The sequence below is a fragment of the Vibrio hepatarius genome, assembly GCF_001274785.1.
GTDB lineage: Bacteria > Pseudomonadota > Gammaproteobacteria > Enterobacterales > Vibrionaceae > Vibrio > Vibrio hepatarius.
This window is the reverse complement of record NZ_LHPI01000019.1, coordinates 307,129-320,302: the sequence shown is the minus strand read 5'-3', so window position 1 is coordinate 320,302 and position 13,174 is coordinate 307,129. Positions and strand designations below refer to the sequence as shown.

Genomic DNA, 13,174 nt, shown 5'->3' with positions numbered 1-13,174 from the left:
CGACAGCGCTACCGTCGGCGCGTCATTCACCGCAGTTACGCCTACGTTAACTGTGATTTCGTCTGTGCCGCCTTTGCCGTCGGAGACGATCACGGTGAAAGAGTCTTCGCCGTTAAAATCTGGGTCTGGTGTGTATGTCCAAGTGCCGTCTTCGTTAACTACAACTGAGCCGTTGGTTGGAGTTTCACCTGCTGTATAGGTTAGAGAGTCGCCATCGTCGTCGGTTGCAACGATTCGGCCGTCGAGTTCTTCATCTTCTAATGTCGTTAGCGCGAGATCTTGACCGACTGGGCTTGAGTTGACTTCAACTGCTGCAGAACCTTCTCTTAGCAGTTGGTATTGTTCGAGTAGAGATAGACTTTGTGTTTCTGACAGACCTAAGTTTGCAAAGCCTTGTGTCGAGAACTCAGTGGATACGACGACTTCTGCAGAATTACGTTCAATGGTTCCAAGCTGAGTTGAGCTTGAACTCAACTGACCACCAGCGGCAGTAGCAAAATCTTCACCTAGCTGCGTTGGGTCAGCACCTTCTTCCAGTGCCGCGAAGATATCTTCAAGTTCTGCGGTTAGGTCTTGAGACTGGCCATCATCTTGGACTAGTTCAGCTTCTATAGATGCATCGTCACTTGGTTGCTGTAAGACAACTTCACCCGGTTTAGGTTGTTCACCTTCAAGCAACACTCGTACTAGACCATTTGCATCCACTACAACTTTTTGTCTACTAGCTAGATTAACTAGCGCTACATATGTACCAATACCCATAATTCTGCCTCTAACCCTTAACAACTAATTCGCAATACAGCGTGCGACAATTTTTTGGCAACTTATATATTCAGTTACCTTATAAAATAACATTATTAATAGTTACTCAAAACTGTTATTTAGCTCATCAACACCTTTAGATCTCAACTTTTTGAACTAATTATGTAAAAGTTGGTGTATAAGACAGCTCAATACCTCCAGTAATTAATAAGATAGTACTAGGTCACAATTTTTACACTCATGCATCCTGTATTATTTTGTGACCAAATGTCATAAGCACAATTTATTTAAATCCGTTAGTGTTATTATTCAAACGGTGTTATTTTATTGACACCAACAATGATAATGCCTCAGAAATGAGACGAAGAATTGCGTATTATCCACCTCATAAATATATCGCTTAGGAGAGTTTTGAGTGAATTGGAACAAGTTGAAAGCTTTAAGCTGTGCTATCACACTTAGTTTTCCAGCCTATAGTCAGACACTAGAACAAGCTGTCGCACATAGCATTACCCACAACCCAAGCATTAAAGCGTCTTACAACGAATTTAAGAGTAAAGTTTATAGCTCACAGGCTTCTTCTGGTGCTTACTTACCAAAAATTGACTTAGACGCGGGCATTGGTTACGAGAATGTCGATTTAGCTTCAGGTATAGACAATTCGTTGACCCGAAAAGAAGCGACGCTGTCTCTGACTCAGCTGATTTGGGACGGTTCTTCAACACTCAACGATATGGACCGTACTGCGGCGGAAGCTGAATCGGTACGTTTACAGTTATTGTCAGACGCCCAAGACATCGCTTTGGAAGTGTCGAAAATTTACTTGGATGTGGTGAAAGCCAGCGAAGTGCTTGCGCTGTCTGAAGCGAACCTTTCCGTTCACAAGAACATCCACCGAGATATTAAAAAGCGGGTTGAATCAGGCATCGGCTCTACCGCTGACCTTACTCAAGTTGAAGCGCGTTTAGCGAAAGCAAACGGCAACCTTCTAGCGGCTCAAAACAACCTTTATGATTCGCAAACCCAGTTTATGCGCCTTGTTGGCCAAGCGCCGCAGGACTTAGTCTTCCCTCGCGCAGATAAGAACGCGATTCCAGCCAACATTGACGATGCACTTAAACGCGCTTTCGACAATCACCCAGTGATTAAAGTCGCGCAAAGTGATGTGGATTCTGCACGTTTCCAGTACAAGCAAAGCAAAGGGACTAACCTGCCAACTTTCTCATTTGAAGCGAACCAAACTTGGCGTGAAGATTCTGGCGGTATTGAAGGTAGTAGTGACGAATTTTCGGCGATGCTTCGAATGCGATACAACCTTTACAACGGTGGTTCCGATGCTGATCGTTCAGAGAGCATGGTTTACCAGCTAAACAAAGCGAAAGATCTACGTGACCGCACGTTCCGTACGTTGGAAGAAGGTTTGCGTCTTTCCTGGAGCGCTCTCGATCTCACCTTACAACAAAAGGAGTTCTTGGCGGAGCATGTCGATGCCGCGTCATCAACGGTGATTGCATACAACAAGCAATACAAATTAGGAAAACGTACCTTACTTGACCTTTTGAACACAGAAAACGAGTTGTTTGAGGCGCGTAAAGGCTACCTAGACGCAAAATACGCTGAGCAATACGCGAAATACCGTGTACTAAACGCAACGGGCGGACTGTTAGACGCACTACGCGTAGACACACCAGAAGCTTGGAATGAGGCTGTAGAGTATTAATTATGAATAAGTTATCTTTCTCATTGTTATTAGGTGCGATTGTTGCTTGCTCTCCTTCGTTTGCCGAAGATGAATACGACTATGTTGCAACGCCAGTTCCAGAGCAGATCGCTGACCTAGAAGACCAAGATGATGACGGCGTGATAAACGCGCGTGATTTATGCCCAGACACACCATTAGGTGCAGAAGTCGACAATGACGGTTGCGGGACTTACGTCAAGTCATCTGACAAGATGAATCTGCACATTTTGTTCGCCAATGATTCTAGCCAAATTCACTCTGTATTTATGAAGCAGATCCAAGAGATGTCGCGCTTCCTAAAGGCGTACCCGTCGACATCGATTGAACTACGCGGATACGCAAGTAAAGTTGGTCGTGCTGACTACAATATGGCGCTATCAAAACGCAGAGCAGAAGCGGTTGAAAGACAGTTGCTGAATTATGGCATTGAACCAAGACGCGTAACTATTGTTGGTTATGGTGACACCAATGTCGAAGGCATTGTAGATGACGAGTCCACGCATGCCAGCAACCGAAAAGTTGTCGCTACCGTGGTCGGCTACAAAGGCCATGTTAAGGAAGAGTGGACAATCTTCACCAAAATACCAAATTTATAATGACTTAAAGGGGCGATTAAGCCCCTTTTTATTTTGCTTTGCCTTCATCAGTGCTACTCTAGTGGCGATACTAATCAAGAGACAAGTGTAATGAGTAAATTAACTTCAGACATTCAAGCAAACTTAGACCTGTTCGTTGCTGAAACGAAGAAAAACAGCCTAGTTTGGGGCCTTCGCAACGAAGAAGGATGGCTATCATGCGATTCGACTGAATTCGAAAACAGCGAAGTTATGCCTTTTTGGTCTGCTAAAGAAGATGCACAAGCTCATAACGTTGAAGAATGGGCTGATTTTGAAGTGCTAGAAATTCCGTTAGATATCTTTGTGGAAGACTGGTTACTGACTCTTTCTGAAGACGGCGTCTTAGTGGGCACAAACTGGAATGCTCAGCTTGAAGGTAAAGAAGTTGAACCTAGTGATCTAGCAAAGATGTACCTAGACTAACTTGATTCAGAGCGCTCACCCCGAGCGCTCTTCTTATTTTTAGTGTTCAACACAACCCAGCTCTCAATTTCCTCATCTCCAATCTCCTACTTGTTGCGCATTACACACTTCTCTCTAGAATGTAGACAAACTGAATTAACATCACACTATGAAACGTCTATATACTCGGTTAGCTCTAATAGCATTGTCGACAGTGCCATTCTTTCTCCACGCTCAAGACGACTTAAGCAGTTGGAAAGAAACCTACCATGAGATCCTCGCTCAAAGCGATCAAAAAGCGCTAGCCATGCTTCAAGACCGTTACAATGTGCTGCCTCCAGGTATCGAAAAACTTTACATCAGCTCAAAGATTCACGCCTTTATGACCCTACGCGGTCAGCCTTACTATGGGAATAAGTTCACTTACCACTCTGAATACTCTGAGATAGAGCAGACCTTTATCAAAGCGCTAAACCAAGAAGAAGCGCTTAACTATGACGCTGCGAAAACCGCTTATTTATCCCTACTGAAAAGTGCGATGATCTCTCAACAGGTTGAAGGCCAGGTGTTATTCGAGTATCAGCTATGTCGGCTTCTTAACCGTCAAGGTCAATTTCTACAAGCAAGGCTGTATTGCTCTTCACTGAACGATCACGTGAAATCACATGACTTCAGCATTCTGCCTCGTTACAAAGCATTAAGAGTAATTGCCAACAACTTTGAGTACAGTGGCGACTACCACAGCGCACTTATCGCCTACCAAGACTACCTCGCAACAATCCCTGCCTACGCAGACCCATCTGGCGTGTACAACGATGCGGGTCTACTGCTGAAAAACATAGGCAACATTGAATTAGCAAAAGAGTACCTGAACATTGCGATAAAACTTCGTGATAACGGCGCATCGCAATTAGAACTCGCCCAATCCCATCACAGTATGGGCGAAATCCTACTCAGCGACAAAGACTATCAAGGCGCGATTTACCACTTTAAAAGGACTGAAGACATTCTGCATCCTTTTGGCTATACCTATGGTCTGACATACGCCTATCTGGGGCTGGGTAGAGCCAATATTGAACTAGGGAACTTTGGTGTCGGAAACCGTTATTTACTGGATGCGCTTGAAAAGGCCTCTGAGCAAAAGAATGACCATATCCGCGGCGAGGTGTACCTGACACTGGCCAAATCTCATCAACTACAGAACAATTTTATTCTCGCTGAGGACTTCGCTAACAACGCAAGTAGACTAGCAGAAGTTATCCATAGTGCGCCGCTGCGAGGCATGGCACTACAGCGCCTCGCTGATATCGCAGAGCAACGTGGCCAGTTTCAAAAGGCGTTACGTTACTACCAAGAGTACTTTGACAGTGAGTTGGATAAGCGCAATAAACAGAACCAGTCGGCGTATTTGGCTCTCGACAACGAACGACAAAACTACACAGAGCAACTTCAGCGAACCCAACTGATTGAAAAGAACCAGCAGCAAAGTGAAGAGATCAATCGTTTGGTCGCGTTTAAAGAGTTTCTCTACTTCGTCATCGTGGTTCTTGTGCTGGTGCTGTATGGCTCGTTTTACTTTAAACGCAAAGCGATGAGCTACGCGGAAAAAGACCTCTTAACGGGTGCATGGAATAGAGCCGCAGCGATTCGCAATATCCGCAAACTTCCCAGGACAGACGCGCCAAACTTACACTATGTGGTCATCTTGCTCGACCTAGATGATTTCAAACGTATCAATGATACCTATGGTCACCCTACTGGTGACTTGGCACTGACACATTTGGCAGAAATCGTCAAAGCACACAGCTCGCAAGACGATATATTTGGTCGACTCGGCGGAGAAGAATTTGTCATCGTATTGAAGAACATCGATGAACTCGACGTCAAAGAGCGTGTAGAGAATCTACACAGAACGATTGGCAGTCTGACATTTGAAGCGGAGAACCATGAGAAGCTCAGTATTACTGCAAGCTTCTCATATCTTTCAACGCCAAAGTCATTAGCCGATTTTGATGAGCTCTACTCGATTTTGGATCAAGCGCTCTATCAAGTGAAAATGAACGGTAAGAACAGCACAATTGATGCGTTCAACGAACCGATTATTTTGCCAACGACTGCTTACGCGTCAGTTCAGCCATAACAGCCTCACGATCAGCGAGATAATCGTTTAAGCCAACTTTACGCAGCTCACAAGACGGGCAATCACCACAGCCATCACCAATGATGCCGTTGTAACAGGTCAGCGTTTTTTCACGTACCAGTTGCAGCGCGTCGTTTTGGTCTGCAAGTGCCCAAGTTTCCGCCTTATTCAGCCACATTAGCGGAGTGTCGATGACCAATTCACGATCCATCCCCTGCACTAACGCATTATTCATCGCTTTTACAAACGCATCGCGGCAATCTGGATAACCAGAGAAGTCTGTTTCGCATACGCCTGTAATCACCGTTTGTGCACCGATTTGGTACGCGTAAATACCCGCAAGCGTCAGGAATAGAATATTACGACCAGGCACAAAAGAGTTCGGTAAACCATTTTCCTGAAGCTCGTGAGAGACCGGAATATCATCGCGCGTTAATGAGCTGATCGCCAACTCATTCAACAGACCAACATCCATCACTTTATGTGCGGTGACACCTAGCTCTTTTGCTAAGCTTTGTGCGACTTCGATCTCTAGCTTGTGACGCTGACCATAATCAAATGTAATCGCGTGGACTTCATCAAACTCTTTTAACGCTTTAACAAGGCAGGTAGTTGAATCCTGACCACCACTAAATACAACGACGGCTTTTCTCATGATAGGTTCCTTTATGCGATGCTGAGGTACTTGTGTGTCTGGATTGATAGACGCCAGTTTCGTTTCACACAGACATCAATACACAGTTGGGTTGCGCGCGGCTTTTGGCTGATAGGCTGAAGAGCGATCGTCGTTTGGGACGACACCTCTGCGCGAGACAATAACTCGTCCAACTGGTCGATGTCTTTCTCTGTCGCCACAGGGTGTTTGATCTCATTGGCGCGTTGTAGCGCAGAGTCCAACACAGGCAGCTTGCCTTTCATTGCCACTTTTGGTGACACTGTCACCCAAGTAGATTCCGTCGCCAACACTTCTGATGTTCCACTGGTCTCAATCTGGCACTGGCAGCCAATCGCTTCAAAGGCGCTTGTCAGTGGAGTTAAGTCATAAATACAAGGTTCACCACCGGTAATCACAATGTGTTTCGCAGTGTACGCTTGCTTTTGGTATTCGTTAACGATCGCTTCAGCCGATGCACTACACCAAGTCGGTGAGTCTTCAGTCTTGAGGATGATCTCACCAAAGTTACGCTCGTCGTCCGCAAGAGCTTCCCAAGTTTGCTTAGTATCGCACCACGCGCAGCCAACCGGACATTGTTGCAGCCGAACAAACACAGAAGGAACACCAGTGAACACCCCTTCCCCTTGGATGGTTTCGAACATTTCGTTAACTTTATACAACTTACTCTCAGCCTGACTCGTCGTCAAAATTTCACAGGGTCGTGACGATAAAGGAGTGGCTAAAGAAGGTCAACTAATTCATAAATTGATCATTGTGCTACGACCCTTTATGCTGCTTTTTTGTTTGCTTTTTAATTAAGTGATTTAGGTAAGTTATGTACAAGTTAATCGCACTGGATATGGACGGCACTTTGCTGACCAGCGACAAGCGCATCAGTGAAAGAACCAAGCAAGCGATTCGCGCTGCTCGCGACAAAGGCGTTAAGGTCGTTTTAGCGTCAGGTCGCCCTCTTGAAGGAATCCAACCCAAATTAGACGAGTTGTCGATCACCGGAGAAAACGAATTTGTCGTTTCTTTCAACGGTTCGGTGGTCAAAGAGCTTGGTAGTAATAAAGTCATTCACCAAGCGACCATCACTGGTCTTCAAACCAAACGCGTAGCGCATCTGGCGAAAGAACTAGGCTTGTACTGCCACGCTTTTAGTACTGAGCATGGTCTTATCACGCCAGAAAACAACGAGTACACGCGTATTGAGTCTGACATCAACCAAATCCCAACCACTGAAATGAACTTTGACTCAATCAGTGATGATGACAAGATCATTAAAGTGATGATTGTCGGTGAACCAGAGAAATTGACTGCTCAGATTACGAAAATCCCTCAAGCGTTTAAAGACGAGTTCACTATCGTACAGAGCGCACCGTTCTTCCTTGAATTCCTGAGCTTAGACAGCAACAAAGGGATCGGCATCCAATCTATTGCTGAATACTTAGGCATCGCAGCAAGTGAAGTGATCTGCATGGGCGATGCAGAAAACGATCACCATATGTTGGAGTACGCAGGTTTAGGTATTGCGATGGCCAACGCGATGGAAGAAACCAAAGCACTCGCCGACTATATTACTGACAGCAACAATGACGATGGTGTTGCAAAAGCGATTGAAAAGTTTGTGCTTGAAGCTGAATAAGAAAATGGAGGCCTTGGCCTCCATTTTTCTACACGCAATGATTACTGGTTCTGCTTACTTGACTGACCTTGCGGAATCCCATCACAAACAAGGTAATCAACAATGGATAACGCAACATCTCAAGCGAAAAACTTAAGATAGAGCTGTGGGAAACAAGCGATGCTGCGCCCGACAGCGCAACATTCGCAGCAAAAATCGCCATGATGAGGAGTAGCATGTTACTCGGCGAAACCCACTTTTCTTCGTCGCTGGTCAAATACAATACCACCGCTACAGACGCAATCGCAGTAAACCAGCTCCCCAAAATGGCGCTCGGCCAAAGCAGTACCATCACACCACAAAATGCCAGCAAAGCCAGCCACACTTGTTTGGATGAGAACAGATGCAATGATTTAAACGCAGGGTTGTTTTCTAAGCGAGTAATGTGCCACGCACAAAGTGATCCGAGCAAAGCACCGCTGATAACATCAACCAAAAACGCCGAACCCGTGTAAAACTTGGCTAAACCCAACCACAAGAACAATGCTGTAAACAGCAATGTATAGCTATGCCCAGACAACCTGCGCTCTTTCTTCAATACTAATAGTCCCACCGCTAACCATATTGCGGTTGGCACACTTGGAAAACTGTACCCGTAGGTTTGAACCAATTCGACCGCTGGCAAATAAACGTGAGGGCGTGGGAACGCAAATCCTTGTTGAGCCGCCAAACTCATCAATGCAGTGACAGTCGCGGCAAAAAAGATTTTGAATGCACTTGCACGGCCATAGCGCATGTAAGCAAGTGGCAACAGTATAATGAGCAGTAAAGGCTCGGCCAGTAAATTACCGCCCATGATAAACCAGCGACTCAACGTTCTTAACGAATCGGGCAACTCATGGATCGTGCTTTGTAGCCAAATCATCCAATCCAGTTCAACCTGATTGAATTTAGGGGCGGCTTCAACAAGATTTCCCACATAAGTGATCGGCTGGTTGCTTGCTTCATTTCGCATCTGTTTGAGCCAATCAATCTGCTCTGGGAATCGGTACTCCTCCACAGGAATACTGCTCGGATTAACCAACATAGCCGAGGAGACTTCCACCCCATAATGCGGCGCAAACCAAACCGGTAACTCTAAGCCATCGTAAACATTGTTGAACTGGAAAGAGACAATATGAGAGTCGGACACACAATCGTAAAAAATCGCGTCATCATATCGACCGAGTTCGCGCTTAACGCTCACCACCAAACCGGTTTCTTCCCACGTTTCACGCTGCGCGGTGATTGCTGGGTCTTCCCCTCGCTCAACCCTACCGCCGGGCAATGCGAGCTTCTTAGTGAGTATTTCGTGTACGAGTACCACTTTGTCGTCGACACGAACGACGCACACGCCGCCTTTAATCGCTTCCTGTTCTGTCTGAGCATAAGCACTGGTCGCAACGAAACTCATTAAGACAAGAATCAACTGACGGAATAAATTTAGGTATGGATTCATTTTATTTTTTAACCACGGGCTTTCTTAACCAGTTAATATGCTTCTCAAATCCAAATCGCTGATAAAATTGGTTAGCAGGCTGATTAAACTCCCACACTTCAACAAACACTTCTACCACGCCGTATTCTTCAAAACGTTGCTCAATCTGAGCACACAACTGCTGAGCGATACCCGATTGTCTGTAATCTGGGAGCACATACAACTCGTCAATACTGCCCATTTGAATCGGTTTGCTGACCGTAGAAATCAGTTCGCAGAAATGTCCGCTAATAAACCCGCAAATCTTATCTTGCTCACAGGCGACAAACACTAAACACTCTGGGTTATCGAGATAACGAGCAATACTCTTCTCCTGCTCAATTTCTTCTGCGGTCTTAAAGTAATCAGGGCACTGTTTATGATGCTCATCGTGGAGCTGGAACATCAACTGGTTCAACTGTTCCAAGTCACGGTCGTTTGCGGATCTTATCGTCAGCGGGCGTTGCATGGCTATAGGGGTATTTTTTTAAGGAAAATTAAGTGACAGTGTGATGGTTTCACAAGTAATGATCAACAAAAAAGCCTCCAGCTTTGGAGGCTTATCGGCGTATATTCCAACTTAAGAGACTAAGAGTTCAGAACTTTCTGAATTTCATCTAAGCTAGATGGGTCGTCAATCGTAGATGGGACGGTGTATTGCTCGCCATCGGCTATCTGACGAATGGTTCTACGTAGGATTTTTCCGGATCGCGTCTTAGGCAAGCGTTCAACCACAAGTGCATGCTTAAAACACGCCACAGCACCGATTTCTTGACGTACTTTTCCAACTAGCTCACCTTCTAATTCGAGTGCATCAACCTTCACGCCGTCTTTCAACACAACGAAACCGAGCGGTAGTTGACCTTTCAAATCATCGTGAATACCTACGACAGCGCACTCGGCAATTGCTGGATGTCCGCCAACGATCTCTTCCATTTCCCCTGTCGACAAACGGTGACCTGCGACATTAATCACGTCATCAATACGACCCATGATGAACAGATACCCGTCTTCATCCAAGTAACCACCGTCACCAGAAACGTAATAACCCGGGAATTGACTCAAATAGCCCGACTCGAAACGGTCATGGTTGCGCCAAACCGTCGGCAAACAGCTTGGTGGTAGCGGACGCTTCAACGCGACAAAACCTTGTTGATTCGGCCCTACCGATTCACCCAACTCGTTCAAGATTTCCACTTGGTACCCAGGAATCGGTTTGGTCGATGACCCGGCCTTAACTGGCATTAACTCAACGCCCACTGGGTTACCTGAGATTGCCCAACCTGTTTCGGTTTGCCACCAGTGGTCAATCACGGGTTTGTTCGCTTTGCTTTGTACCCATTCCAACGTTGGTGGATCTAAGCGTTCACCAGCCATAAAAATGGTTTTGAGTTTAGACAAGTCGTATTTTTTAAGAAACTCACCTTCTGGATCTTCTTTCTTGATGGCGCGGAACGCTGTTGGCGCCGAGAAAAGGACATCCACGGAGTACTCTTCACAAACGCGCCAGAATGCACCGGGATCCGGCGTTCTCACAGGTTTGCCTTCATACAGAATTGTTGTACAACCGTGAATAAGCGGCGCGTAGACAATGTAGGAGTGACCAACTACCCAGCCGACATCAGACGCCGCCCAGAACACGCCATCTTGCGGCATGTTATAGATAGTGTGCATCGAGTACTTCATTGCGACTGCGTGACCACCGTTATCACGAACCACGCCTTTTGGCTTACCGGTAGTGCCAGAGGTATACAAGATATAGAGCGGATCCGTCGCCAACACAGGAACGCACGCGTGCGGCAATGCGTTGTCATACGCTTGTTGCCAATCGATATCGCGCTCTTGGCCAAGTTCCGCTTCACATTCAGGACGCTGCAGAACAAACACGCTTTCTGGTTTCCAGCGGCTATCCATAATCGCTTTATCAACCATTGGCTTGTATGGGATGACCTTGTTGACTTCTACACCACATGACGCGGTCATGATCACTTTTGGCTCAGCGTCCTCGATGCGCACCGCCAGCTCGTTTGGCGCAAAGCCACCAAATACAACCGAGTGAATCGCACCTAAGCGTGCACAGGCAAACATTGCCATTGCCGCTTCTGGGATCATCGGCATGTAAATAACCACACGGTCGCCTTTGGTCACGCCTTGCGCTGCCAACATACCTGCGATTTTGGCAACTTGGTCTCGCATCTCATAATAGGTATAAGTGCGTTTTGTCTCGGTCACTGGCGAGTCATAGATCAGCGCCTTTTTGTCGCCACGCCCCTGTTCACAATGATAATCGAGTGCCAACCAAGAGGTGTTCAGCACGCCATCAGGGAACCAGCGCTCGATACCATTCTCGTCCGTTTTCAGAATGGTTTTTGGAGCTTCAAACCAATCGATGTTTTCAGCTTGAGCTTTCCAGAATGACTCAGGTTCATTCTGTGCCCATTGATATTCTTTTTGATATGCAGACATATTGCTTCCTCCAGTATGTCTCGACATTGCATAGATGCAGCTTACGAAATGTTCTATTCAAAGACATCGGAGGGAACACGCACAAAGCCCTCCATCAAGATACGAGCGCTTCGACTCATAATGGCTTTTTCAACCACCCAACCGTTATTGGTATTATTGGCTTTGGCTCCGACTTTTAACGTCCCTGACGGATGACCAAAGGTGACCGATTCTTTATCACCGCCACCAGCGGCTAAGTTAACTAATGTGCCTGGTACACAGGCCGCAGAGGCAATCGCGACTGCAGCGGTACCCATCATCGCGTGGTGCAGTTTACCCATTGAGAGTGCTCGAACCAGAATATCGACCTCGCCTTGCTCAACAGATTTACCGCTCGATGACAGATAGCTTTTCGGTTTAGCAACAAACGCCACTTTCGGTGTATGTTGACGCGTTTCGGCTTCTTCCAAACGTTCAATCAAGCCCATTTTCAATGCGCCGTAAGCACGGATGGTTTCGAACTTCGCCAAAGCTTGCTCATCATTATTGATGTCGTCTTGCAGCTCAGTACCTTGATAACCAATCGCTTCTGCATCAATAAAAATGGTTGGGATGCCTGCGTTAATCAGTGTTGCATTGAACGTTCCCACTCCCGGCACTTCAAGGTCATCCACCAGATTGCCGGTTGGGAACATACTTCCGTCACCGTCTGCTGGGTCCATAAAATCGACCTGAATTTCCGCGGCTGGAAAGGTAACGCCATCGAGCTCAAAATCGCCGGTTTCCTGCACAAAGCCGTTCACAATAGGCACATGGACCAGAATCGTTTTACTGATGTTCGCTTGCCACACTTTGACCGTGACAATGCCGTTTTGTGGAATGCGCTCCGCCGGAATTAAGCCAGCGTGAATCGCAAACGGACCAATCGCCGCCGACAAGTTACCGCAGTTACCACTCCAATCGACAAACGGTTTATCAATCGACACTTGGCCAAACAGGTAATCGACGTCATGATCCGGCTGGGTACTTTTCGACACAATCACCGTTTTACTGGTGCTCGATGTCGCCGCGCCCATTCCGTCAATCTGCTTGCCGTATGGGTCGGGGCTGCCGATAACGCGCATCAGCAGTTTGTCACGCGCTTCTCCGGCAACCTGAGCTTCTGTCGGTAAGTCTTGTAAGCTAAAGAAGACACCCTTGCTCGTGCCGCCACGCATATAGGTAGCGGGCACTTTGATCTGGCTTTGAGTTGCTTGATTCATTGCCACT

The 13,174-nt window shown here is 46.6% G+C and carries 12 protein-coding genes; 5 read left to right on the top strand and 7 right to left on the bottom strand.

The window, feature by feature from the left end:
- Positions 1-762 (bottom strand): Ig-like domain-containing protein (locus AKJ31_RS18330; RefSeq protein WP_169780643.1); only part of this gene is annotated, 762 nt, incomplete at its 3' end.
- A gap of 415 nt (positions 763-1,177) precedes the next feature.
- Here AKJ31_RS18330 and AKJ31_RS18325 point away from each other — a divergent pair.
- The 4 genes from AKJ31_RS18325 (at position 1,178) to AKJ31_RS18310 (ending at position 5,662) form a co-directional block, all read left to right on the top strand.
- On the top strand, positions 1,178-2,482 hold the full coding sequence (locus AKJ31_RS18325; RefSeq protein ID WP_053410520.1) for a TolC family outer membrane protein: 1,305 nt from the start codon (positions 1,178-1,180) through the stop codon (positions 2,480-2,482).
- 2 nt (positions 2,483-2,484) lie between these two features.
- Positions 2,485-3,099, top strand: a complete 615-nt coding sequence (locus tag AKJ31_RS18320; RefSeq protein ID WP_053410519.1) for an OmpA family protein — start codon at positions 2,485-2,487, stop codon at positions 3,097-3,099.
- A gap of 90 nt (positions 3,100-3,189) precedes the next feature.
- A complete protein-coding gene (locus AKJ31_RS18315) occupies positions 3,190-3,543 on the top strand; it encodes a DUF2750 domain-containing protein (RefSeq protein ID WP_053410518.1) in 354 nt (117 codons plus the stop codon).
- A 148-nt stretch (positions 3,544-3,691) separates the two neighbouring features.
- Positions 3,692-5,662 carry a tetratricopeptide repeat-containing diguanylate cyclase gene (locus AKJ31_RS18310; RefSeq protein WP_053410517.1) on the top strand — a complete coding sequence of 657 codons (1,971 nt, stop codon included), beginning with the start codon at positions 3,692-3,694 and terminating at the stop codon, positions 5,660-5,662.
- Here AKJ31_RS18310 and queC read toward each other — a convergent pair.
- Together queC and queE are read right to left on the bottom strand one after the other, a co-directional pair.
- The gene (gene queC, locus AKJ31_RS18305) at positions 5,622-6,317 is read right to left on the bottom strand and encodes a 7-cyano-7-deazaguanine synthase QueC (RefSeq protein WP_053410516.1); all 696 of its coding nucleotides are present in this window, start codon (positions 6,315-6,317) and stop codon (positions 5,622-5,624) included. The two genes, AKJ31_RS18310 and queC, sit on opposite strands and share 41 nt — an antisense overlap.
- Before the next feature lie 11 nt (positions 6,318-6,328).
- Positions 6,329-6,979: a 7-carboxy-7-deazaguanine synthase QueE gene (gene queE / locus AKJ31_RS18300; RefSeq protein WP_053410515.1), complete on the bottom strand. Its 651-nt coding sequence runs from the start codon at positions 6,977-6,979 to the stop codon at positions 6,329-6,331.
- Positions 6,980-7,152: 173 nt separating this feature from the next.
- Here queE and AKJ31_RS18295 point away from each other — a divergent pair, with 173 nt between their 5' ends.
- A complete protein-coding gene (locus AKJ31_RS18295; protein WP_053410514.1) occupies positions 7,153-7,965 on the top strand; it encodes a Cof-type HAD-IIB family hydrolase in 813 nt (270 codons plus the stop codon).
- 28 nt (positions 7,966-7,993) lie between these two features.
- Here the strand turns inward: AKJ31_RS18295 and AKJ31_RS18290 are convergent, their stop codons facing one another.
- From AKJ31_RS18290 to prpF, 4 genes are all read right to left on the bottom strand, one after another.
- Positions 7,994-9,442: a bifunctional NUDIX hydrolase/phosphatase PAP2 family protein gene (locus tag AKJ31_RS18290; RefSeq protein WP_053410513.1), complete on the bottom strand. Its 1,449-nt coding sequence runs from the start codon at positions 9,440-9,442 to the stop codon at positions 7,994-7,996.
- Between the two features lies 1 nt (position 9,443).
- The gene (locus AKJ31_RS18285) at positions 9,444-9,929 is read right to left on the bottom strand and encodes a GNAT family N-acetyltransferase (protein ID WP_072161390.1); all 486 of its coding nucleotides are present in this window, start codon (positions 9,927-9,929) and stop codon (positions 9,444-9,446) included.
- Between the two features lie 119 nt (positions 9,930-10,048).
- Complete coding sequence (locus AKJ31_RS18280; RefSeq protein WP_053410511.1) at positions 10,049-11,926, bottom strand: propionyl-CoA synthetase; 1,878 nt, start codon at positions 11,924-11,926, stop codon at positions 10,049-10,051.
- 53 nt (positions 11,927-11,979) lie between these two features.
- Positions 11,980-13,167: a 2-methylaconitate cis-trans isomerase PrpF gene (gene prpF, locus AKJ31_RS18275; RefSeq protein WP_053410510.1), complete on the bottom strand. Its 1,188-nt coding sequence runs from the start codon at positions 13,165-13,167 to the stop codon at positions 11,980-11,982.
- Positions 13,168-13,174 lie beyond the last annotated feature (7 nt).

Coding starts and splice junctions, on each gene's coding strand:
- AKJ31_RS18315 (WP_053410518.1), top strand. CDS start 3,190: ATGAGTAAATTAACTTCAGACATTCAAGCAAACTTAGACCTGTTCGTT.
- queC (WP_053410516.1), bottom strand. CDS start 6,317: ATGAGAAAAGCCGTCGTTGTATTTAGTGGTGGTCAGGATTCAACTACC.
- AKJ31_RS18290 (WP_053410513.1), bottom strand. CDS start 9,442: ATGAATCCATACCTAAATTTATTCCGTCAGTTGATTCTTGTCTTAATG.
- AKJ31_RS18280 (WP_053410511.1), bottom strand. CDS start 11,926: ATGTCTGCATATCAAAAAGAATATCAATGGGCACAGAATGAACCTGAG.
- queE (WP_053410515.1), bottom strand. CDS start 6,979: ATGTTCGAAACCATCCAAGGGGAAGGGGTGTTCACTGGTGTTCCTTCT.
- AKJ31_RS18295 (WP_053410514.1), top strand. CDS start 7,153: ATGTACAAGTTAATCGCACTGGATATGGACGGCACTTTGCTGACCAGC.
- AKJ31_RS18310 (WP_053410517.1), top strand. CDS start 3,692: ATGAAACGTCTATATACTCGGTTAGCTCTAATAGCATTGTCGACAGTG.
- prpF (WP_053410510.1), bottom strand. CDS start 13,167: ATGAATCAAGCAACTCAAAGCCAGATCAAAGTGCCCGCTACCTATATG.
- AKJ31_RS18285 (WP_072161390.1), bottom strand. CDS start 9,929: ATGCAACGCCCGCTGACGATAAGATCCGCAAACGACCGTGACTTGGAA.
- AKJ31_RS18320 (WP_053410519.1), top strand. CDS start 2,485: ATGAATAAGTTATCTTTCTCATTGTTATTAGGTGCGATTGTTGCTTGC.